Source organism: Halarchaeum grantii (genome assembly GCF_014647455.2).
In the GTDB taxonomy this organism is placed as follows: Archaea; Halobacteriota; Halobacteria; order Halobacteriales; family Halobacteriaceae; genus Halarchaeum; species Halarchaeum grantii.
Genome location: NZ_BMPF01000002.1, coordinates 390,454 through 412,256, shown reverse-complemented (window position 1 = coordinate 412,256; position 21,803 = coordinate 390,454). Strand labels below are relative to the sequence as shown.

The 21,803-nt window shown below is 69.3% G+C and carries 17 protein-coding genes and 2 tRNA genes; 9 read left to right on the top strand and 10 right to left on the bottom strand.

What is annotated here, in order from left to right; genetic code table 11:
* Nucleotides 1–45: 45 nt before the first annotated feature.
* Both IEY12_RS15920 and IEY12_RS08310 read left to right on the top strand, forming a co-directional pair.
* Complete coding sequence (locus tag IEY12_RS15920; RefSeq protein ID WP_188882441.1) at nucleotides 46–480, top strand: histone; 435 nt, start codon at nucleotides 46–48, stop codon at nucleotides 478–480.
* A complete protein-coding gene (locus tag IEY12_RS08310) occupies nucleotides 477–1,499 on the top strand; it encodes a histone deacetylase family protein (RefSeq protein ID WP_188882439.1) in 1,023 nt (340 codons plus the stop codon). The genes IEY12_RS15920 and IEY12_RS08310 overlap by 4 nt, the downstream gene beginning before the upstream one ends.
* Here the strand turns inward: IEY12_RS08310 and cca are convergent.
* Nucleotides 1,478–2,842, bottom strand: coding sequence for a CCA tRNA nucleotidyltransferase (cca, locus tag IEY12_RS08305; RefSeq protein ID WP_188882437.1), 1,365 nt, complete (start codon nucleotides 2,840–2,842; stop codon nucleotides 1,478–1,480). The two genes, IEY12_RS08310 and cca, sit on opposite strands and share 22 nt — an antisense overlap.
* 101 nt (nucleotides 2,843–2,943) lie before the next feature.
* Between cca and IEY12_RS08300 the strand changes: the two genes are divergently transcribed.
* The 3 genes from IEY12_RS08300 to IEY12_RS08290 all read left to right on the top strand — a co-directional run bounded on the left by IEY12_RS08300 (nucleotide 2,944) and on the right by IEY12_RS08290 (nucleotide 4,492).
* Nucleotides 2,944–3,016 (top strand) — tRNA-Asn (locus IEY12_RS08300).
* Nucleotides 3,017–3,587: 571 nt separating this feature from the next.
* On the top strand, nucleotides 3,588–4,322 hold the full coding sequence (locus IEY12_RS08295; protein WP_188882435.1) for a homing endonuclease associated repeat-containing protein: 735 nt from the start codon (nucleotides 3,588–3,590) through the stop codon (nucleotides 4,320–4,322).
* 46 nt (nucleotides 4,323–4,368) lie between these two features.
* Nucleotides 4,369–4,492 (top strand) — tRNA-Ile (locus IEY12_RS08290).
* Between the two features lie 37 nt (nucleotides 4,493–4,529).
* Here IEY12_RS08290 and IEY12_RS08285 read toward each other — a convergent pair.
* From IEY12_RS08285 to IEY12_RS08280, 3 genes are all read right to left on the bottom strand, one after another.
* Nucleotides 4,530–5,501: a restriction endonuclease gene (locus IEY12_RS08285; protein ID WP_229871062.1), complete on the bottom strand. Its 972-nt coding sequence runs from the start codon at nucleotides 5,499–5,501 to the stop codon at nucleotides 4,530–4,532.
* 195 nt (nucleotides 5,502–5,696) lie between these two features.
* A complete protein-coding gene (locus tag IEY12_RS15980; protein ID WP_425433165.1) occupies nucleotides 5,697–5,900 on the bottom strand; it encodes a phage NrS-1 polymerase family protein in 204 nt (67 codons plus the stop codon).
* Nucleotides 5,901–6,061: 161 nt separating this feature from the next.
* The gene (locus IEY12_RS08280; protein ID WP_188882428.1) at nucleotides 6,062–6,505 is read right to left on the bottom strand and encodes a site-specific integrase; all 444 of its coding nucleotides are present in this window, start codon (nucleotides 6,503–6,505) and stop codon (nucleotides 6,062–6,064) included.
* Between the two features lie 245 nt (nucleotides 6,506–6,750).
* On the opposite strand from IEY12_RS08280, the gene IEY12_RS08275 reads away from it, so the two are divergent.
* From IEY12_RS08275 to ubaA, 4 genes are all read left to right on the top strand, one after another.
* Nucleotides 6,751–9,840 carry an FAD-binding and (Fe-S)-binding domain-containing protein gene (locus tag IEY12_RS08275; protein WP_188882425.1) on the top strand — a complete coding sequence of 1,030 codons (3,090 nt, stop codon included), beginning with the start codon at nucleotides 6,751–6,753 and terminating at the stop codon, nucleotides 9,838–9,840.
* A gap of 82 nt (nucleotides 9,841–9,922) precedes the next feature.
* Complete coding sequence (locus tag IEY12_RS08270; protein WP_188882423.1) at nucleotides 9,923–10,918, top strand: PLP-dependent cysteine synthase family protein; 996 nt, start codon at nucleotides 9,923–9,925, stop codon at nucleotides 10,916–10,918.
* Nucleotides 10,919–11,023: 105 nt separating this feature from the next.
* Complete coding sequence (locus IEY12_RS08265) at nucleotides 11,024–12,430, top strand: DUF6498-containing protein (RefSeq protein WP_188882418.1); 1,407 nt, start codon at nucleotides 11,024–11,026, stop codon at nucleotides 12,428–12,430.
* 46 nt (nucleotides 12,431–12,476) lie between these two features.
* On the top strand, nucleotides 12,477–13,292 hold the full coding sequence (ubaA, locus tag IEY12_RS08260) for an SAMP-activating enzyme E1 (RefSeq protein WP_188882416.1): 816 nt from the start codon (nucleotides 12,477–12,479) through the stop codon (nucleotides 13,290–13,292).
* A 35-nt stretch (nucleotides 13,293–13,327) separates the two neighbouring features.
* Here the strand turns inward: ubaA and IEY12_RS08255 are convergent, their stop codons facing one another.
* The 6 genes from IEY12_RS08255 to IEY12_RS08230 form a co-directional block, all read right to left on the bottom strand.
* Nucleotides 13,328–14,533 carry a PGF-CTERM sorting domain-containing protein gene (locus tag IEY12_RS08255; protein WP_188882414.1) on the bottom strand — a complete coding sequence of 402 codons (1,206 nt, stop codon included), beginning with the start codon at nucleotides 14,531–14,533 and terminating at the stop codon, nucleotides 13,328–13,330.
* 73 nt (nucleotides 14,534–14,606) lie between these two features.
* Entirely contained in the window at nucleotides 14,607–15,560 is a 954-nt protein-coding gene (gene kdgK1 / locus IEY12_RS08250) for a bifunctional 2-dehydro-3-deoxygluconokinase/2-dehydro-3-deoxygalactonokinase (protein ID WP_188882412.1), read from the bottom strand.
* Nucleotides 15,561–15,610: 50 nt separating this feature from the next.
* Nucleotides 15,611–15,772 (bottom strand): hypothetical protein, encoded by a 162-nt coding sequence (locus IEY12_RS08245; RefSeq protein ID WP_188882409.1) that lies wholly within the window; start codon nucleotides 15,770–15,772, stop codon nucleotides 15,611–15,613.
* A 30-nt stretch (nucleotides 15,773–15,802) separates the two neighbouring features.
* On the bottom strand, nucleotides 15,803–17,764 hold the full coding sequence (gene mutL, locus IEY12_RS08240; protein ID WP_188882407.1) for a DNA mismatch repair endonuclease MutL: 1,962 nt from the start codon (nucleotides 17,762–17,764) through the stop codon (nucleotides 15,803–15,805).
* Entirely contained in the window at nucleotides 17,757–20,480 is a 2,724-nt protein-coding gene (gene mutS / locus IEY12_RS08235) for a DNA mismatch repair protein MutS (protein WP_188882405.1), read from the bottom strand. Before mutS ends, mutL begins: the two co-directional genes overlap by 8 nt.
* A gap of 279 nt (nucleotides 20,481–20,759) precedes the next feature.
* The gene (locus tag IEY12_RS08230; protein WP_188882400.1) at nucleotides 20,760–21,785 is read right to left on the bottom strand and encodes an AIR synthase family protein; all 1,026 of its coding nucleotides are present in this window, start codon (nucleotides 21,783–21,785) and stop codon (nucleotides 20,760–20,762) included.
* Nucleotides 21,786–21,803 lie beyond the last annotated feature (18 nt).

Genomic DNA, 21,803 nt, shown 5'->3' with positions numbered 1-21,803 from the left:
ACAGGGACGGAAAACGTTAAGGGTAGAACACACACCTTTCACCGTATGAGTGTCGAGCTCCCGTTCGCGCCGGTGGACGCGGTAATCCGTCGCGAGGCCGGCGACCTCCGGGTGAGCGCGGACGCCGCGGAGGAACTCGCGCGCCGCATCCAACGCCACGGTGCGGCTCTCGCACGGGAGGCCGCCGAGCACGCGACCGCGTCGGGTCGCAAGACCCTGATGATCGAGGACTTCTCGTTCGCCGATCCGAACGCGGATGCGGACGCCCTCACGCTCCCGGTCGCACCCGTTGACCGAATCGCCCGCCTCGACATCCCGGACGAGTATCGGGTGTCGATGGACGCGCGCGTCGCGCTCGCCGCCCATCTGGAGGCGTTCGCGGCGGACGCCGCCGAGGGCGCCGCGCTCCTCGCCGAGCACGCGGGACGACGCACCGTGCAAGCCGAAGACGTCGAGACGTACTTCAGGCTCGTCGAATGAAGTTCGGCGTCAACGACGTCTGTCTGGAGCACGACCCCGGTGAGCGCCACCCGGAGAACCCGGACCGCATCCGCGCGATCAAGCGCGGCCTCCAGAAGCGTCACGGCGTCGAGTACGTCACCGGCGACCCCGCCTCGGAGGACGACGCGCGCGCCGTCCACGACGACGAGTACGTCGCGGAGATCCGCGACTTCTGCGCCGACGGCGGCGGGAGCTGGGACCCGGACACGGTCGCCGTCGAGGCGACGTGGCGCGCCGCGCTCGCGTCCGCCGGCCTCTCGATGTGGGCGGCTGACGCCGCGCTCGACGGCGCGGACGGCCGCTCGACGCCGTTCGCGCTCGGCCGGCCGCCCGGCCATCACGCCGTCGCGGACGACGCGATGGGCTTTTGCTTCGTGAACAACGCCGCCGTCGCGAGCCAGCACGCCCTCGATTCGCACGACGACGTCGAGCGCGTCGCGATCTTCGACTGGGACGTCCATCACGGGAACGGGACGCAGGACATCTTCTACGAGCGCGGCGACGTCTTCTACGCCTCCATCCACGAGGCCGGCCTTTACCCGGGGACGGGCGACATCGAGGAGGTCGGCGAGGGCGACGGTGAGGGATCGACGCTGAACGCGCCGCTCCCCGCCGGCGCGGGCGACGTCGACTACTGTCACGTCCTCGACGACGTGCTCTCGCCCGCCATCGAGGCGTTCGACCCCGACCTCCTCCTCGTGAGCGCGGGTTTCGACGCGCACCGACACGACCCGATATCGCGGATGCACGTCTCTACGGACGGCTACGGCACGCTCACGACGCGCATGCGCGACCTCGCGGCGGCGTGCGACGCCGGCCTCGGGTTCGTCCTCGAAGGCGGGTACAGCCTCGACACGCTCTCGGAGGGCGTCGGGATGGTCCACGAGGTGTTCGACGGCTTCGAACCGGAGGGCCCGGCCGACGACGCGGAGCCGAGCGAGGACGTTCGGGGGGTCGTCGCGGAGCTACGCGGCCTTCACGGCCTCGGGTCGAAGTAGTCCGCGAACTCGACGCCGAACTCCGCTGCGAGCGCGCCGACCTCAGCGCCCGCGTAGACCTCGTAGTCGCCGTTCTCGACGAGGCTCGCGAGTCGCTTCCCGAGCGCGACCGAGGCGAGCTTCCGCTCGGCGAACTCGCGCGCGGTCGTCACGTCGCGCTCGCGCTCGACGACGTAGCGGCCGCCGTCGATGTACGGGCCGGTGACCTCCGGGTCGTCGGCGTACTTCCCGTAGAACCCCGCGGCGTGCTCGCCGACGGACACGGGCGGGCCACGGTGGCGCTCCACGTCCGGGAGTTCGGCGACCGAGAGCTCGCAGACGAGCACGGCTGTCTCCGCGCTCCACGTGTCCCCGCGGAGCACCTCGAAGCCGTGGTTCTCGAGGCCGCGCACGAGGCCGTCGAGCGAGCGGCGCAACTGTGGGTAGCGCTCGTCCTCGACGAGCCCCAGCAGCGCGTCGTCGTCGAAGCGCACGGCGAGCGCGTGCGTCCCGCGCTCGGCGAGTCGCTCGCGAACCGCCGCCGCGTCGAGCGGGTCGCGCGGCTCCGGGAAGAAGTACGCCTCGCGCGGGTCCTCGCGGAAGCGCCGTGCGTAATGCTGGAGGCGCGCGACGTTCGCGGCGGAGACGACGGCCGCGACGTTCCGCTCGGGATCGGTCGGGTCGATGACGACGAGCGGGTCGTCGAAGCTCGCGTCCGCGTGGTCCTCGGGGTCGAGGTGGACGGGCGGCTGCCACGCGTCGGCCGCCGCCTCCATGACGGCCTCGAAGCCGCCGTACTCGACGACGAGCAGTTCGGAGAGGTAGCCGGAGAACCCCCGGGTCTTCAGGTCGGAACCGTACGCGCCGATCCCCTTGAGGAACTGCTTGAAGACGCGGACGTCGGCGGCGAGTTCGTCCGTCAGTCGGGCGTCGAGGTACTCCGTGTGGAACGGCGTGCGGTCGACCGCCGACCGGATGTCGCGCGCGGAATCGACGTCGTAGCACGGCACCAAGTCGACGTCGTAGCCCTCGAACTCGCCCTTCACGTAGGGGTGCTCGGCGTACTCCTCGTGGCCTTCGGGGAGGACGTCGTTCCCGACGTGGAGCCCGTAGCGCTCCAGCTCCGCGCGCTCGAGCGTCGGCTGGAAGCGCACGAAGACGTCGATGTCGCGGTCGCCCCGCACCCACGTCCCGCGCGCCGTGCTCCCGACGCGCACCACGTCCGCCTCGACGGACAGCTCCGCGATGGCGTCCTCGGCGCGTTCGACGAGGCGCGCGGCGGTCTCCGCGAGCCGCTCGCGCTCCGCCGGCGTCGGGTCGACGCGCTCGCGGACCGCCGCTAGCACGTCCGTCGTCTCGGTCATGGGCCGCGCTACGCCCGCCCACCGGAAAAACGGTCGGAGTCCGTGCCGCCCGAAAACGAAAGCCCTATCAAAACCAGTCGACTACGTGGAGATGCGTACGTGCCGCCATAGCTCAGTTGGTAGAGCACCTGGTTGTTACCCAGGTTGTCCCAGGTTCGAGCCCTGGTGGCGGCGTGGCTTCTCCTACAAACTACTCCTCGTCAGACATCCGTCTACATGGCGACGGCAGCCTCGAACCGAAACCGCTCGACTGCGACCGATTATGAGATTCTACGCGATCAGAAATACGCCGTCAATTCACTCATAATCGTCTCTGCGTCCCGCAAGACTTCCCTGTTCTTGTGACCGTTGGTGATTATGACTGTCCGAAAGTCACACGGATACCGTGCTCCCCGCCTTTGAAGCGAGCGTCTCCTGGTGTTTCCCCGAATCTCTCGACGTCGCGAACCAGCTATTCATGGGTCCTAGACGACTCATAATCGGCCGCAGTCTGTCGGTTTTGTCTCTCGGCGTCGAGTACGCAGACGGTCTCGAGACTCCAGTATGATCGTCAATAACGCCATTCTACGCGTTTCCGGCTCAGAACGCTGTCTCTGCCCGTCTCCGAATCTGCTGTATCCTGCATAGTTGGGTCGTTCGTTCGTTCCATACGTCCACTTGCGGGGACTACGGGCGATTATGAAGCTCCGCGCACCATACGCTGTCTTTTTCGCGCCCAGCAGGGCTGGAGGCGCGTGAAACACCCATGCCGTTCTACGGAAACCAACACACCGAGAAGCCGATGTACACCTATGACGACCTCGTGCGAGGCGTGCGCGCACTCGCTGCGGACCTCGGTCGGTCGCCGACCACTGCCGAGGCCAGTAGCGATGACCGCTTGCCCTGTCTCTCGACTATCTACAAGCACCTCAACGGCGGCTGGAATGACCTCCTCGCCGATGCCGGCCTCAGTCGGACGGCGGTCGGGAGCTACGACGCCAGCGACGAACGAGACATGCGCCACGATCTTCGACGTGTCATCAGTGTAGTTGAGTCAGATGCTCTCACGCACCGCCAGTATGACGAGCACGGCGAGTTCCCGACCAGCGTGGTCAAGGAGCATTTCGGGTCATGGCGTGCGGCCTGTGACGCCGCAGATATCCTTGCCGGTGAGAGACACGGAACGCCGTGCCGTGGCCCATCTGGTGTGCGACTTGACAGCCAGTACGAACTCGCCGTCGCGACATACCTCCACGACGCCGGACTCGCGTACGACGTTCACCCAGAGGTTGAGGGTACTCGGTGGCGTGGTGACTTCTACCTCTCCGATGTCGATCTCTGGGTCGAGGTTGACGGCTATGCCGAGGGAACGCGCCCTAATGCCCATGGATTCGCGAAGAAAATCGCGCATCTACGCGACGCCGAACAAGACGTCGCGGTCGTGCGCTGTATCGCAGACCTTGAAGCCGCGTTGCGTGAGCGTGATGTCGTGGTCACTTGATCCCGACACGCTAAAGGCAGCGGGCCCAGTATCTCAGAGTGTACGTGGGCCCTTAGCTCAGTCTGGCTTACAGCGCCCGGCTCATATTTCCAACTAGACGGAGATGGAATAAACTCTCTCTGTTGGAATGAGACACCGGGTGATCGGTGGTTCAAATCCGCCAGGGCCCATTCGATCTCTGGTTGATTGAGGGTCGGCTGATAAACCCTACTTGTCTGGTAAAAAACGGTCATTTTGGTATTCTGATTGAGAATCGTGCTTATACCACTCCCATTCCCAATAGAGATACGATAAACAATATGACATTATGGCTACCAGGGATACTGGATATGCGCCTAAATCTTCTAATTTAATATACGGGGATAAATATGTACCAATAAGTAACAATGGGATACCAATAAATAAGAAAACCAAGCCTGTCGTGGGTATTGCGAGTTTAGCTTTAGTTCGGGCAATCTTCGGGCCCAAGCTCAATATGCAAAACCACAATGATATAAAATAACAAAATATAAAATAATCTAAAAGCCCAATATTTGGAAAAGTGATTTGTTTAGGTATATACACTACAAACGCAACCAAGATACTCGCAGGTATCGCGAGTATGGCACTGGCTGCAAAGATATTCCATTTTCCCAATTCTTTACCGTGTGATTCTTTTGATTTAGATACCGATTTATTTCTGTGTGTGGCTGTTTTTGACGTTGTCTTTTTCTTTCGTTCACTACTGGCTTTGTCGACCCTTTGAACTGTTTGTTTGTCGAAATAGTCTTTGGACAAACTCCGTTGATTGTTCGCGACCTCCTTTGCAAACGAATACCTGTCGACAATTTTAACTCTTAAGTCATCAGCCAACCTCCGTGCTTCTGCAGTAAAATCACCCGTCGTGACTATGACCACAGTATCAGTATCCGAAACTTGTTGGTAAAGTGTCGCGTATTTCCTCACTTCCTCCGACCCGATCTTGTTTCCCTCTGAGTACCGCTTAGCCTGTATCAGGACTTTCTGAGGAACCGGAGTTTGGATTTCGGCTTCAACATCAATTCCTCTATCACCACTTCCTTTACGAACTGTCGTTTCGTATCCCTGTAATTCCCATATCTCTGCTACCAACTCCTCAAACTCGTATGGGTCCATCTGTTGGAGTTGGCATTTGATTTCGTCCTCAGATAGTTCAGCCACGGTTAGGCGATGGTTGCTTTCCGACTACTTAACCTCTGGCGGTAACTACACTATCCGACTGGTTCACCCAATTGCCATAGTATGATATGAAGGGGTTTGAACGAGTGATGGTGTATATGGGAAAATCCCCGTGTATCTCGATTGACAACCGTCGAGATAACACAGGTGGGGTGGGGAAGAGCAGCACTCTCAACACTACTTCATCTCCACGTACCTCCATCCGAACGTCTCGCTGTTCGTTCGACAGACGTTCCGTATGGTCCTTTCCCCATACGTGGCTCCGTCAGAGGAGTGTACTTCGTCCCACTTCGGACGCATCCGACCAGAGGCTCGGAAACGCTCGTCCATCAACTGCTGGTCGCCCTTACACCAGTAGTAGAGTTGTTTCACGAAGGCCATATCCGCCTCCGATGCAGACGGTCGTCCCTCGTCACTGCCTCGCCACAGGCGGAGTACCTCTCCGTCTACATCCTTACTGTCGGTCTTGACATAGGCGCGTATCGTCCGACGTACCTGCTCGGGAGTCGCATCTGCCTGCCTTCCGTCGAACCCCTGTCACCTCACAGGCTTCTGCTGGCCTGTGAAAGAGGATTTCTTCCGTTTGGGGAGTAGTTGTCCTGCACCTCTCGGACGACTGTTGACCTACTCTCGACCGATGTGAATTCGTCGTACACGTTTCCGGTGAGGACGAAATTGTCGTGGAGGCCTTGCTCAACGCCGTCGATGGATTCGAGAAACTTCACGAATACTCGGATAGCCGAGAGTTGGGTTCGGAGTGTTACTTTGTTCAAGTCGTCTTCCTCTTTCCGATGGAACCGGTATTTGTGGAGGTCACGAGCAGAGAGTTCATTGGGGTTCGTCAGACTCGTCGATTCACACCACTGGACGAACGGCTTGAGCCGATAGTGGTGGGCTTGGAGTGTCGATTCTGCGACTTCGCCACGCCGTTGTGCGAGATACATTTCCTTCGCTTCGGCGGGAGCGATGGGTTTGAGTTCTGCCATTGTTTGTTCTCCGCAGAGCACCGAGACGCGAAATCGGGGCGATTGGTTCGATGAGTGGCGTTTGAACGGGAGCAGTCCGGCGATTGAGGACAGTCCGTTGGCGTTTGAAACCTTGCGTTCAAATCCGCCAGGGCCCATCCGTTCCGAACGGCGGCGGCTCCGCGCTCGACGCGCGACTCGGCTGTCCCCTCCGGTTCGGCCGCCGTCCCCGAGGTATTATGGATTCGCGAGACGCCACCACGGGTATGGCTATCGACCCGGGCGAGGCGGCGGACCCGGCCGCGGACGCCGCCGCGAACTACGACTACGCGAGCGACGACGTGGAGCGCCCCGACCTCGCGGCGGCGCTCTCCCGTCGCGTCGAGGGCGAGGTGCGCTTCGACTCCTACTCGCGCGAACTGTACGCGACGGACGCGAGTCTCTACGAGGTCGAACCCGTGGGCGTCGTCTTCCCGGCGTCGACGGCGGACGTCGCGGCGGTCGTCGAGTACTGCGCCGAGGAGGGAATCGCGGTGCTCCCGCGCGGCGGCGGGACGAGTCTCGCGGGCCAGACGGTGAACGAGGCGGTCGTCCTCGACTTCACGCGCCACATGGACGCGGTGCGGGACGTGGACGCGGCGAACGCGCTCGCGCGCGCCCAACCGGGCGTGAAACTCGGCCGCCTGAACGCCGCACTCGAAGGCCACGACCTGAAGTTCGCGCCCGACCCGGCGTGGGGCGATAAGTCCGCACTCGGTGGTGCCATCGGGAACAACTCGACGGGGTCGCACTCGCTGAAGTACGGGAAGACGGACGCGTACGTCGAGGAGGTGGAGGCGGTGCTCGCGGACGGCACCGTCACCACGTTCGGCGAGGTGTCGGTCACGGAGCTACGGGAGACCGCTGACCCCGACGGCGACATCGAGGCGCGCGTTCACGCGGCAGTCCTGGACGTCCTCGAGGAGGACGCCGCCGAGGTGCGCGAGCGCTATCCGGACCTGAAGCGGAACGTCTCGGGCTACAACTTCGACGTGCTCGTCGCGGAGGGGACGGACGAGGCGGGCGCCGTGGACGAGGACGCCACCGTCAACCTCGCGCGCCTGCTCGCGGGCTCGGAGGGGACGCTCGCCATCGTGACGGAGGCCACCGTCTCGCTCGAGCCCATCCCGGAGACGAAGTCCGTGGCGCTCCTCACGTACGACGACGTCGTGACGGCGGTCTCCGACGTCGAGGCCGTCCTCGAGCACGACGCGGCGGCGGTCGAGCTCATCGACGACGTCCTCCTCGAGCTGGCGCGCGACACCGAGGAGTTCCGCGACGTCGTCGGCCTCCTCCCGGAGGGGACGGGGTCGGTGTTGCTCGTGGAGTTCTACGCCGCGGACGACGAGGCGGGCGAGCGGAAGGTCGCGAACCTACTCGCGGACAGGCGGCCCGGCGTCGAGACGGCGGCCGCACCCGCGGACGACCGTCCGGGCGGCGACGCGCCGGTGCGCGCGAACGACGCGCTGGAGGCCCACGACGCCGAGCGCCGCGCGAACTTCTGGAAGCTCCGCAAGTCCGGCCTCCCCATCCTGCTCTCGCGGACGACGGACGAGAAGCACGTCTCCTTCATCGAGGACTGCGCGGTCCCCCCGGAGCACCTCGCGGAGTACGTCCGGGGCTTTCAGGAGATACTGGCGGAGCACGACACGTTCGCGTCCTTCTACGCGCACGCCGGTCCCGGCGTGTTGCACGTCCGCCCGCTCGTGAACACGAAATCCCTCGAGGGCGTCGAGGCGATGCAGTCCATCGCGGACGACGTGACGGACCTCGTCGTCGAGTACGGCGGGTCGGTCTCCGGCGAGCACGGCGACGGCCGCGCGCGCACCCAGTGGAACCGCAAGCTCTACGGCGACGACCTCTGGGAGACGTTCCGCGACCTCAAGAGCGCGTACGACCCGGACTGGCTCCTGAACCCGGGGCAGGTCTGTGGCTACGGCGACGCGGAGGCGCCGCCGGCGGGGACGCCCGCGCGCGCCGAGGCCGTGGCCATGACCGAGCACCACCGCTACGGGCCCGACTACGAGTTCGAGGCGGGCTTCGAGCCGACCCTCGAGTGGGAGACCGAGAACGGCTTCGAGGGGATGGTCGAGCTCTGCCACGGCTGCGGCGGCTGTCGCGGCGACCAAGATACGACGGGTGGCGTGATGTGCCCGACATATCGGGCGAGCGGCGAGGAGATACAGAGCACGCGCGGGCGGGCGAACATGCTCCGGCAGGCGATGAGCGGCGACCTCCCGGCGGACGTCACGGACGAGGCGTTCGTCGAGGAGGTGCTGGACCTCTGCATCGGCTGTAAGGGCTGCGCGCGCGACTGCCCGAGCGAGGTCGACATGGCGAAGCTGAAGGCCGAAGTCGAGCACGAGTACCACGCCGAGCACGGCGCGAGCCTCCGCGAGAAGGCCTTCGCGCACGTCGACACGCTCTCGCGGGTCGGCTCCGCGCTCGCGCCGCTCTCGAACGCAGCCACCCGCCTCCCGTTCGCCCGCGCGGCGATGGAGAAACTGGTGGGCATCGCCGCCGAGCGCTCGCTCCCGACGTTCCGCCGCGAGACCTTCCGGGACTGGTGGGCACAGCGGGGCCCGCAGGTGCCCGAGCGAAACGCCGCCCGGAAGGCCGTCCTCTTCCCGGACACCTACTCGAACTACAGCGAGCCCGCGCCGCTGAAGGCCGCCGTCCGCGTCCTCGAGGCCGCCGACGTCCACGTCCGGGTCGCCGAGCGCACCGACTCCGGACGGCCCGCGCACTCGAAGGGCTTCCTCGACCTGGCGGCGGACACCGCCGCCGAGAACGTCGCCGAACTCCACCCCGATGTCGCGGCGGGCTGGGACGTCGTGCTCGTCGAGCCAAGCGACGCCGTGATGGTCCAGCACGACTATCTGGACTTGCTCTCGGGGGAGCGCGTCGAGGCGGTCGCCGACAACACCTACGGCGTTCTCGAGTACCTCGACGCGTTCGGCCTCGACGAGCACCTCGACACCCGCGACCCCGGGGCGTCGCTCACCTACCACGGCCACTGCCACCAGAAGGCGACGAAGAAGGACCACCACGCGGTCGGCGTCCTCCGGCGCGCCGGCTACGCGGTCGACCCGCTCGACTCGGGCTGCTGCGGGATGGCCGGGAGCTTCGGCTACGAGGCCGAGCACCACTCGATGAGCGAGGCCATCGCCGAGACGCTCTACGGCCAGATCGACGACAGCCCGGGCGACGTCGTCGTCGCGCCGGGCGCGTCCTGTCGCACCCAACTCGGCGACCGGGACGCGGACGCCGAGCGCCCGCCGACGCCGGTCGAGATGCTGGACGCCGCCCTCGACTGACCGACGAGAACGGCGCGCGGCGAGACGACGCGCCGGCCGGCGGCCCAATCCCTTACGGCGCGCACGCACGAAGACTGGCTTGATGACGGACGCGCCGCCGCTCGACGAGTCGCGCATCGGGGGGACGCCGCTCCTCGACCTCGACCTCGACGTCTCCTGCGAGGTGTACGCGAAGCCGGAGTGGTACAACCTCCACGCACAGCCGTTCGGCGGCGGGTCGGTGAAGTCCCGCATCGCGCGCTCGATGCTGGACGCCGCCGAAGCCGACGGCGCGCTCGCGCCCGGGTCGCTCGTCGTCGAACCCTCCTCCGGGAACACGGGGACGGCGCTCGCGCGCCTCGGCGTCGCCCGGGGCTACGACGTCGAAATCGTGATGCCCGAGGAGGCGCCCGAGCAGAAGGCCGACGCCATCCGGGCAGCGGGCGGTACCGTGACGTACGCGCCCGATTACGAGGCGATGCTGGCCCTCGCGGACCGCCGGGTCGCGGAGCGCGACGCCTACATGCCCGACCAGTACGCGAACCCCGCGAACCCCGGCGTCCACGAGCGCACCACCGGCCCGGAGGTCCACGCGCAGACCGACGGCCGGGTCACGGCGTTCGTCGCGGGCGCCGGCTCAGGCGGCACCGTCACCGGCGTCGGGCGCGCGCTCCGCGAGCGCGGCGACGTCGCCGTCGTCGGCTACGAACCCGCCGAACCCCGCCACGGCATCGACGGGCTGAAGTACGTTCGCGGGCCGCGCTTCGACGACCCGGACGTCTACGCGCGCGACGAACTCGACGATGTCCTCGCGCTCCCGACCGCCGACGCCTACTACGAGGCCCGACGGCTCCGCGAGCGCTACGCCGAGCGCGACCCCGACATTCACGCGACCGGCCAGTACGACCGCGCGACCGTCCGCGAGCACCTCCGCGTCGCCGGCGAGTTCCTCGTCGGCCCCTCCTCCGGGGGCGCGCTCGCCGCCGTCAGACGCCTCGCGGACGCCGGCCGCCTCACGTCCGAGGACGTCGCCGTCGTCCCCTTCCCCGACCGCGGCGACCGGTACGCGGACATCGCGCTCTGGGACGACTACCTCTGACCCCGCCGCTTTTGGTCCCGTATCGGAAACACCGGCAGTGATGCCCTCCGCGCCGTTCGTTCCGTCCACCTCGACCGCATCGCGTCGCGTCACCGCCCGCCAGCCGTGAGCGGGCGCGCGACACCGCGACGACACCTCGCGTTCCTCGCCGTCGTCGCCGCGAACTGCTACCCGCTCGCCGGCGTCCTCTTCTTCGAGTGGGACCTCGCGACCGTCCTCGTCCTCTACTGGCTGGAGATGGGCGTCGCCGCCGCGTGGGGCGTCCCGAAGGCCCTGCTCTCGGTGCCGCGCGACGAGGCGCTGAGCGGCTATCGCCTCCCGATGCGCGGCCTCCGCGAGAAACGCGGCGGCTGGTCCGTCGGCGACCACACGCTCTACGTCCACAACGTTCCGACCGCGCTCCTCCAGCTCGCGATGCTCGGTCTCGTCTGGCTCGGCATCGGGGGCTACTTCGGCTACGTCCTCGGCCTCTGGGGAGCGCGCGTGGCCCCGCTCACCGTCGGCGTCGGCGCGCTCGGGATGGTCGTCGCGCACGGCGTCTCGTTCGCCCGCGACTACGTCGGCGAACGCGAGTACGAGCGCGTCTCCGCGCGGATGGCGGTCGCGCACACCGGCCAGCAGACGCTGGTCGTGCTCCTGCTCGCCGTCCCCGTGGGCGCGAGCGAGACGGTCCGCACGGGCGGCCTCGCGGTCGTCGTCGGCGTCGTCGCCGCGAAGCTCGCGACGGAGACGTACGCGCACTGGGTCGCCGACGGCCCCGGCGACGGCGTCCTCGCGGCGCTCCTCGGCACGCGGGATACGACCGTCGCCGCGCCGGCGGTCCCCGTCCCCGACGGCGACCCGGACGCCGTCCGCACGCCCGACGCGCGCGCCGTCCGCGTCGAGTGCGCGCTCGCCGGACTCGCCGCGCTCGCCACCCGCCCCGGCCTCCTCTGCGCGCTCCTCGCCGCCTTCCTCATCGCCTTCGTCGACCCGCTGCTCGGACTCGCGCCCGTCGCGATCCTCCTCGTGGGGTGCTGCTTCGGCGCTGCGGGGCGCTACCTCCGCCGCGGGCCGATGTCGTTTCGCCGCTACGGCGACACGCTCGTCGGCTACGACCGCCTGCTCGACGAACCGCAGTGGCGCGCGCCGCTCGAGGCCTGCGAGGGCTCGATTCCGCGCCGCCTCGTCGACCGCTACGCGGGCACCGCGCTCGTCGAACTCGACTGGAGCGCGCCCGCCGACTCCCCGTGGCCCGACAGCGGGTACGACCCCGAGCGGACGCGCGCGACCGCCGGCCCCTTCTCGGCGTTCTCCTCGGCCGTCGTCGCCCTCGACCTCCCCGTTGCGCCCTCGGCGCGCCCGGAGCCGAACCGGACGGTCACGTACGCGGCGGGCGGTCTCGCCGCCGTCTTCGCCGCGCTCCCCCTCCTCGTCTGGCGCGCCACTCACCTCGGGAACGCAATCATCGTCGCCGTCCTCCTGCTGACGGTCGTCGGCCCGCTCGCCGTCGTCGCGCTCTACTACCTCTGAGTGCCCCCACCGACACCCGTTAGGCGCTCGCGCCCCTCGCCCCGATATGGCCGACCTCAACCTCGACCCCGCCCAGTTGGACCGGTACTCTCGGCACATCATCATGGACGATGTCGGTCCCGAGGGGCAGGCCGCGCTCCTGGACGCGGACGTCCTCGTCGTCGGCGCGGGCGGCCTCGGCTCGCCCGTCATCGAGTACCTCGCCGCCGCCGGCGTCGGCCACCTCGCCATCGTGGACGACGACGCCGTCGAGCGCTCGAACCTCCAGCGCCAGATCATCCACCGCGACGCGGACGTCGGCACGCCGAAAGTCGACTCCGCGCGGCGCTACGTCGAGGCCCTGAACCCGGACGTCGACGTCGAGACGCACCGCGCGCGCCTCTCCACCGCGAACGCCACGGACCTCATCGAGGGCCGGGACTTCGTCGTCGACTGCACGGACAACTTCGAGACGCGCTACCTCGTGAACGACGCCTGCGTGCTCGCCGGCGTGCCGTTCAGCCACGGCGCCATCTACAAGTTCGAGGGGCAGGCCATCACCGTCACGCCCGACGGCCCCTGCTACCGCTGCGTCTTCCCGGAAGCCCCCGAACCCGGCACCGTCCCCGACTGCGCGACGGCGGGCGTTCTGGGCGTGCTCCCCGGGACCGTGGGCTGTCTGCAGGCGACCGAGGCCGTGAAGTCCGTCCTCGGCGTCGGCGACCTCCTGACCGGGCGGATGCTCCACTACGACGCCGCGTCCGTCGGCTTCGAGGAGGTGCCGGTCGCGCCGAACCCCGACTGCCCGGTCTGCGGCGACGACCCCGCCATCGACTCCGTCGAGGACGTCGAGTACACCGGCGGCTGTACCGTCCGCGCCTGAGCGCTCGAAGTCGGTAGAACGAGTCGGTGTGCGCCTCAGTCGCGGCGTGCGAGGAACGCCGCGAGCGCAGTGAGCGCGCCGGCGAGCGTCACCACACCGAAGCCGGGCGACCCGCCGCTCGTGGTCGCGCCCCCGCTACCGCTGGATTCGGTCGTGCTCGACGTCTCGGTCGTCGTCTCGGTACTCGACTGCTGGTCGCCGCCGTCCGCGCCGCTGATCGAAGCGGTGCGCGCGGAGAAGTGGTCGAACGCGACGTAGACGGTGGCGTTCCCGGACGCCTCTCGGGTCACCATGTAGGCCGACTCGTCGCCCCCGAGCGCGGCCTCGAGTTCGCCGTACGAGGAGACTTCGGCGGCCGCGCCGCCGCTCACCGCGACGTCGAGGTCCTCCGTCGAGCCGACGGCGGCCTCCGAGACGGTGGCGACGAGGACCTTCCCGGTCTCGTCGGCGCGCTCGACGGTGACGTTCACGGTGTTCTCGGCGCTCTGCTCTGCCGTGATCGCCGTCTCGTTCGCGTACGTCACCACGCTCGCGGACGCCTCGGCGCTCGCGTCGGCGGCCGCGCCGGCGTACACCTCACCGGCGGCCCGCCCGGACGCGATCAGCTCCTCGGTCCGGTCGTCGGCCGCCGACTTCCCGTCCGGGTAGGCGCGGAGGACGATGGTGCCGTTCGCGCCGACCTGCCCGCTGACGTTCCCGTCGTCGTTGACGGTGACGCTCGCGTTCCCGACCGCGAGGAACGTCGCCTCGGTGCCGGACGCGGTCGTCACCTCGACCCGTCGGTCGCCGTCGGCGGCGGCCTCGGCGTCGGCGGAGAGGGTCGCCACGACGACCTGCGACTCGTCACCCGACTCCACCACGAGGACGCCGTTGTTCTCGTCGTGCGCGGTGAGCGTCGCGCCGCTCTCGGCCTCGACGGTCGCGGACGCCGCCGTCGTCGCGCCGAGCGTGAGGCCGGAGAGGTCGACGTTCGCCGTCGCCGAGAGGTCGAGGCCACCGTCCGCCCCGAGCACGCCGGACCCACTGCTCGACGCCTGCGAGGCCGATTGGACGCCGATTCGCTCCACGATAGTCTCGCCGTCGACGGCGTAGTCGGTCACCGCCGAGCCCTGCACGTCGAAGGTGACGTGCGCGCCGGCGTAGGCGTGCGATTCACCGGACGCCGCCACGGCGGACGCGGGCACCGCCCCGGCGACGAGGAGGAGCGCGACCGCTATCGCGCTCGCAGTCTGTCGAACCATGTGTGTTCGGCGTCACGGCGTCGGGCGAAAATGCGTTGTGGCCACACCTCGACGCGCCAACCGCTCCGCCGGTCTAGCGCGCGATGCCGTCGTCCGTCTTCTCGAGGACGGCCTCGACCTCGTCGGGCGTGACGAGCGCGGTGTCGCCCGGAATCGTGCGCTTGAGCGACGCGACGGCGGCCGCGTACTCGAGGGCGGCGGGGACGCCGTCGCCCTGCAGGCGGCGCGTGAGGAAGCCCCCGACGAACGCGTCCCCGGTCCCGACGGCGTCGTAGGTGTCCGCTTCGATGGCGGGCTGTTCGGTAACGTCGCCCGCGTGGAGCGCGAGCGCGCCCGCCGCGCCGCGCGTCACGACCACCGTCTCGAAGCCCCACTCGTCGGCGAGGTCGCGTGCGATCCGCTCGGCGTCGCCCTCGAGGCCGAGCACCGCGCGGGCGTCGCGCTCGGCGGTCACGAGCACGTCGATAGCCGGGAAGAGCGACTCGAGGACGGGGCGCGCCTCGGCGGGCGTCCAGAGCTTCGAGCGGTAGTTCACGTCGAACACCGTCGTCGTCCCCGCGTCCTGCGCGAGCTCGAGCAGGTCGGCGGTCGTCCCCTCGAGCGTGTCGGAGAGCGCGGGCGTGATGCCCGAGGTGTAGAAGCAGTCCGCGCGCTCGATGCGCTCGGTGGGGAGTTCGTCGGCGGTCGCCGTCGTCACGGCGGCGTTCGCGCGGTCGTAGACGACGTTCGTCGGACGCGGCTTCGACGCCTGTTCGAGGTAGTAGGTGCCCTGTCGGCCCTCCTCGCTCCAGACGACGTCCGCGTCGGCGCCCTGCGACTCGACGGTCGCCGTCACCTTCCGGCCGAGCGGCGACTCCGGGAGCTTCGACAGCCACGTCGCCTCGACGCCGAGGCGGCCGGCGTTCACCGCGACGTTGCTCTCCGCGCCCGCCGCGCGGAACTCGAGCTCGGTCGCGCGCTCGATGCGCTCCTGCCCGGGCGGGCTGAGGCGCAGCATCGTCTCGCCGAACGTCACGAGATCACTCATATCTCGGGTGACGACGGCGCCCTAAATGAATGACCGGGATTCCCGCCGGTTCACCCGACGAGGACGAAGAGCGCGAGGAACTCGACGGCGACGAGCAGGAGGCCGACCAACAGCACGGGGTCGTCCGCGCGCCACGCCTCGCGGTCGGTCGTCTCCGAGGCCAGCATCGTCAGTGGGTCTTCGAGGCCACCGTCCATGAGTGTGCTTACCACTACCAGTATATGAATCCTCCGCCACGCCACCTACTCCGGCGCGCGGTCCTGATGGCCCGGATAGTCGCGCTCGAAGCGCGCGTCGAGCTCCGCCTCGTCGAGCTCGACGACGACCGGCCGGCCGTGCGGGCACGCCCACGGCTCCTCGCAGGCGTCGAGGCGCTCCAACAGGGCCGTCACGTCACCCTCCGCGAGCGACGTGTTCCCAGTTATCGCGGGCTTGCACGCCATGTCCGCGAGCACCGCGTCCGCCGCCGACCGCACGTCGTCGCCCCCGACGGCGCTCGCCGCCGACGCGAGCACGTCCCGCACCAACTCGGCGTCGAGGACGTGCCCGAAGACGGCCGGCACCGCCGAGACGACGACCGTCCGCCCGTCCAACTCGGCGTCGAAGCCCGCTTCGCGGAGCCCCGCGAGCGACGCCTCGAACGCCGCCGCCTCGGCGGCCGTCACCTCCAGCTCGGCGGGCGCGACGAGCGACTGGGAGGCCGGTGACTCGCCGAGCTCCTCGCGGAGGGCCTCGTAGCGCACCCGCTCGTCCGCCGCGTGCTGGTCCACGAGCACCAGCCCCGTCGGGGTCTCGGCGACGACGTACGTGTCGTGGAGCTGGCCGAGCACGCGCATCTCCGGGAGGCGCTCGCGCTCGGGTGACTCGTCCGCGTCACCAGCGGCTCCCGGCAGGCGCGCGTTCCGCGACGCGCCCGCGAACTTCCGCCCCGCGCCGTCGCCGCGGCCGCCGCCGCGACTACCCCCGTCCGATGCGTCCGTCCGCGCACTTCTCCCTCCGCCCGACGCGCTCTCACCGGTATCCGTTCCCGAACGCGAGCGGCGTCCGGAGCGCGCGCCCGTGCTCGACGACCGCGTGGCCGGCGCCGACGACGCTCCCGGCTCGGTTCTGGTCCCCGTCGCGTCGGCCTCGCCGTCCCGCTCGGGCGCGATCGCCGCGTCGCGCGGCTGCGACGCGCCGCGCGGTGCCCGCGAACGCACCAGCCCCGCCTCGAGCAGGGCGTCGTGCACCGCTTCGGTGACGCCCTCGCGGACGCCCGCCTCGTCCTCGAAGCGCACCGCCATCTTCCGGGGGTGGACGTTCGCGTCCACCGCCTCCGGGGGTATTTCGACGTCCAGCACCGCGAACGGGAAGCGGTCCGCCGCGAGCTGCGTGCCGTACGCCTCGACGAGCGCCTCCCGGAGCACCGAATCGCTGACGTAGCGGCCGTTCACGTACGTCGCGAGGTACTCGCGCGTCGAGCGCGTCGTCTCCGGGTGGCTCACGTAGCCCGACACCCGTTCGAGCGGGCCGTCGGGCGTCGCGTCCACGCGGATCATCGCCTCCGCGACGTCGCGGCCGTAGACGGCGAGCATCGCCCCCCGGAGGTCGCCGTCGCCCGGCGTCGCGAACGTCTCCGTCCCGTCGTGGGCGAGCGACACCGCGACGTCCGGGTTCGCGAGCGCGTACCGGGAGACGGCGCGGTTCACGTGCCCGAACTCCGTGCTCGCGGCGCTCAGGAACTCGCGTCGCGCCGGCGTGTTGTAGAAGAGGTCGCGCACCTCGATCGTCGTCCCCGGCGCGCGCCCCGCCGACCGAACCGCCTCGACGTCCCCGCCCTCGATCCGGAGTTCGGTCGCGGGCCCGTCGCCCTCGCGGGCGCGGGTCGTCACCGTCGTCTTCGAGACGGCGGCGATCGTGTGCAGGGCCTCCCCGCGGAAGCCGAGCGTCGCCACGCTCGCGAGGTCGTCGGCGTCCCGGATCTTCGACGTCGTGTGCTGTCGGACCGCGACCTTCGCGTCCGGGCGCGTCATCCCGACGCCGTCGTCGCGCACCGCGACCCGCTCGGTGCCGTCCCCGTCCACCTCGACCTCGATCCGCGAGGCGTCCGCGTCGAGGCTGTTCTCCACGAGCTCCTTCACGACGGACGCGGGCCGCTCGACCACCTCGCCCGCCGCGATGCGTTCGACCGTCGTCGCGTCGAGTTCGCGGATCTCCTCACTCATCGCGCTCGCTCATCCGCTTTTGCCACTCGTTCACCCGCTGGAGCAGCTCGAGCGGCGACGTGTTGTTGATGTCGACGCCGCGCACCTCCTCGAGCACCGCGCGCGCGTCGGCGTCGAGCGCCGCCTCGCCGCCCGCGCGCCCGCCGTCCGCTTCGGCCCCGGCGCTCGCGTCCGCACCCGGGTCAGGGTCCGCGTCCGCCATCGCAGTCGCGTCACCCGACGTCGCATCCGCGTCGGCGTCCGCACCGCCTCCGGTCCGGAGCTCGCCGCTCCCGAGGTCGAAGACCACCTGCTCGGTCTCCTCGCCACCGGTCGCGCCGCCCCGGACGTCGATGGCTTCGTCAGCGCGGAGCTTCGCGAGGACGTCCCGCGAGCGTGACACCACGGGATCGGGGACGCCCGCGAGGTCCGCCACGTGGATGCCGTAGGAGCGGTCCGCCGGGCCCTCAGCGACCGTCCGGAGGAACGTCACGCTCTCCCCATCGTTTCGCTCGTCCACTTCCACGTGGACGTTCCGCACGCCGTCGAGGCGGTCGGCGAGCGCCGTCAGCTCGTGGTAGTGCGTCGCGAACAGCGTCTTCGCGCGCACCTCGTTGTGGAGGTACTCGGTCGCCGCCCACGCGATGCTGATGCCGTCGTCGCTCGCCGTCCCGCGACCCACTTCGTCGAGCACGACGAGCGAGTCCTCGGTCGCGGAGTGGAGGATGTTCGAGAGCTCCTGCATCTCCACCATGAACGTCGAGCGCCCCTGCGCGAGCTCGTCGAGCGCGCCGACGCGCGTGTAGATGCCGTCCACGAGGCCGAGTTCCGCCGATTCGGCGGGCACGAAACTCCCGGCCTGCGCGAGCAACACGATCAGCGCCGTCTGGCGCATGTAGGTGCTCTTCCCGCTCATGTTCGGCCCCGTCACGACGAGGAAGCGCCGGTCGTCGGTGAGGCGCGCGTCGTTCGGGACGAACTCCACGGTCTGCTCGACGACCGGGTGGCGCCCCGCCACGACGTCGAGTTCGCGGTCGTCTCGGAGCTCGGGGCGCGCCCAGCGGTTCGCGGAGGCGTGCTCGGCGAACGACGCGAGCGCGTCCACCTCCGCGAGCGCGCGGCCCGCGTCCTGCAGGAGCGACGCGTGCGCCGCCACCTCCTCGCGGAGGGCCTCGAAGAGCTCGCGCTCGCGGGCGGCGCGCTCCTCCTCCAAGCGCACGAGGGCGCGTTCCTTCTCGTCGAGCTCGTCGGTGCGATAGCGCTTCGAGTTCTTCAGCGTCTTCACCTCCCGGAAGTGCTCGGGTACCCGGTCGGTCTGCGAGTGGCCGACCTGCACGTAGTAGCCGTCCGTCTTGTTCCGGTCGACCGTCACGCGCGAGAGCTCCGTCTCCGCCTTCACGCGCTCGGCGAGCGAGTCGAAGAACGCGACGACGGCGTCGTGCTCCTCGGCGATCCGGTCGAGCTCCTCGTCGTACCCCCGCGCGAAGATGCCCGTCTCCCCGCCCGGCTCGTCGGCGAGCGCGTCGTCGACCGTCTCGCGCAGGTCCTCGGCCGCCTCGGCGTCCACGCGGTCGAGAATCCCCTTCAGCGGGGAGTCCGCGAGCGCGGGCGACGAGGCGAGGCGCTCGCGCAGCGCCGGCAGCCGCTCCAGCGTGTCGGCGACGCGGCGTATCGCCGCCGGGTCCGCGCTCCCGCTCGTCGCGCGCGCCGCGAGGCGCTCGAGGTCGTACGCGCCGTCCAGCGTCTCGCGCACCGCGTCCCGTTCGAGGGCGTCCCCGGCGAGCGCCGCGACGCAGTCGTGTCTGCGCGCCACCTCGGCGCGGTCCTGCACGGGCCGGAGGAGCCACGCTTCGAGGCGGCGCGCGCCCATCGACGTCACCGTGTGGTCGAGCGTCGCCGCGAGCGACCCCGCGCGGTCGCCGTGCATCGTCCCCGTCAGTTCGAGGTTCCGGCGCGTCGTCGGGTCGAGCGCGACGTGGTCGTCCGCCTCGTAGGCCTGCACGCGCGTCAGCGAGGCGAGGACGCCGACGCCCGTCTCTTCGACGTAGTCGAGCGCCGCGCCAGCCGCGCGCGCACCCGCCCCCTCGGGGGCGACGCCGATGGCGTCGAGGGTCCCCTCGCCGAACTGCTCGCGCACGCGGTGGGTCGCGCGGCCCGGCGCGAACGCGTCCGTGGCGTGCACGGTGAGCGTCGCGTCCGTGTCCTCGCGCAGCGCGTCGAGCACGCCCTCGTCGTCGCGAACGTCGGGACCGGGGAGCACCTCCTCGGGGTCGAAGCGCCCGAGTTCCGCGAGCGCCGTCCGCTCACCAGTCACCTCGGTGACGTGGAACGCGCCCGTCGTCACGTCCACCGCCGCGAGGCCCCACGCGTCGCCGTCGCGAACGACGCTCACGAGGTAGCGCGCGTCCGCGCCCGTCGCCTCCAGCAGGGTGCCGGGCGTCGCTTTCCGCGTTATCTCGCGCGTCGTGTCGTCGCTCCCGCGCTGCTCGGCGACGGCGACGGTGTAGCCGCGCTCGACGAGCGACTTCAGGTACGGCGTCAGCTCCGAGAGGGGGACGCCGGCCATCGGGTAGGAGGAGCCGTGGCTCGACTTCTCGGAGACCTTCAGGTCGAGCTCGTCGGCGACGAGGCGGGCGTCCTCCGCGAAGAACTCGTAGAAGTCCCCGACCTGCATCGCGAGGACGTCCGCGTCCGTCCCCTCCTTCAGCGCGAGGAACTCCTCGACGATGCCGGTCACGCCGCCCTCACCCCGTCACGTGCAGGCGTCTCGGTCATGGCGGTAGGTGGCCGTCTGCGAGTAAAACACCACCGCTCGCCATCGTTTAAGTAGCTCTCGTCACAAGCAGTAGATACGAGCAGGGTGGTCCCGTCTTCTGGGGCGACCACACCTTCCCGTCGAGTCGCGACGCCGCCGTCCCGTCCGACCTCTCTTTAAGTGGTTCTCGTCACAACTAGTAGATACGAGCAGGGTGTGACGCGCGTCGTCGCGCCGTTTTTCCGCCGCATTTCACGCGAGCTACGGCCACTCCGTCTGCACGCCGTACCGCTCCTTCCCGCGCTCGTAGGCCTCCCAGAGCGGGTCGCTCGTCGGCTTCGCCAGCGCCTCGCCGTCCATCGTCACGCCGCTTCCCTCGCGCACCTCGCCGACCGCGCCCGCCCTGATCCCTTCCGCGTCGAGCGCGCGCAGGACGGCTCCGACGCCGTCCGGACGCACCGTCAGGAGAACCGTGCCCTCGCTCGATGTGACCCACGGGTCGAGGTCGAAGGCCTCGCAGACCGCGCGCACGCCGTCGCCAACGGGGAAGCGCTCGCGCTCCGCGTCGAGTGCGACGCCCGAGGCGGCGGCGAGCTCGTGCAGGGCGTTGTCGACGCCGCGCTCGGTCGCGTCGTGCATCGCCGTCACCGGCCCGGCCGCCGCCGTCAGCGCGTCCCGGACGGGACTCGCCTCCTCGAAGCGCGCCCGCCCCGCCGCGACGGTCGACGCGGGGAGGTCGAGGGCGTCCCCGTAGAGCACGCTCAGGAGCCCCGTCGTCTCTATCGCCGGCCCCTTCGTACAGACGAGAACGTCGCCCGGCGCGGCGCCCGTCGGAACCACGAGGTCGTCGGGGTCGCCCACCGCGAGCGTCGTCGCCGCGCCGACCGTCGGCCACGCGCACCCCGCGTACGTGCCCGTGTGCCCGGTCGTGACCGCCATCCTCAGTTCGCGCGCCTCGCGGTCGAAGACCTCCCAGAGCCGCCCGAAGTACTCCGCCGACGTGTCCGGCGGGAGGTTCAGGTCGACGCTGAGATGCGAGGGCGGGATGCCCGAGAGGGCGGCGTCGCTCACGACGATGTGGAAGGCGAACCACGCCGCGCGCTCGACGCCGAGTTCGCGCAGGACGAACACCGGATCGGTCGCGAGCGCCACCACCGACTCGCCGACGTCGACGACGCCGAAGTCCGCGCCGTGCGTCGGCCCGAGGCGAACGTCCTCGCGCTCGGCGCCGAGGCGGGGATAGATGTGCTCATCGAAGAACGCGCGCTCGACCTTCCCGGGGTCCATACCCGGAGTGTCCGAGAG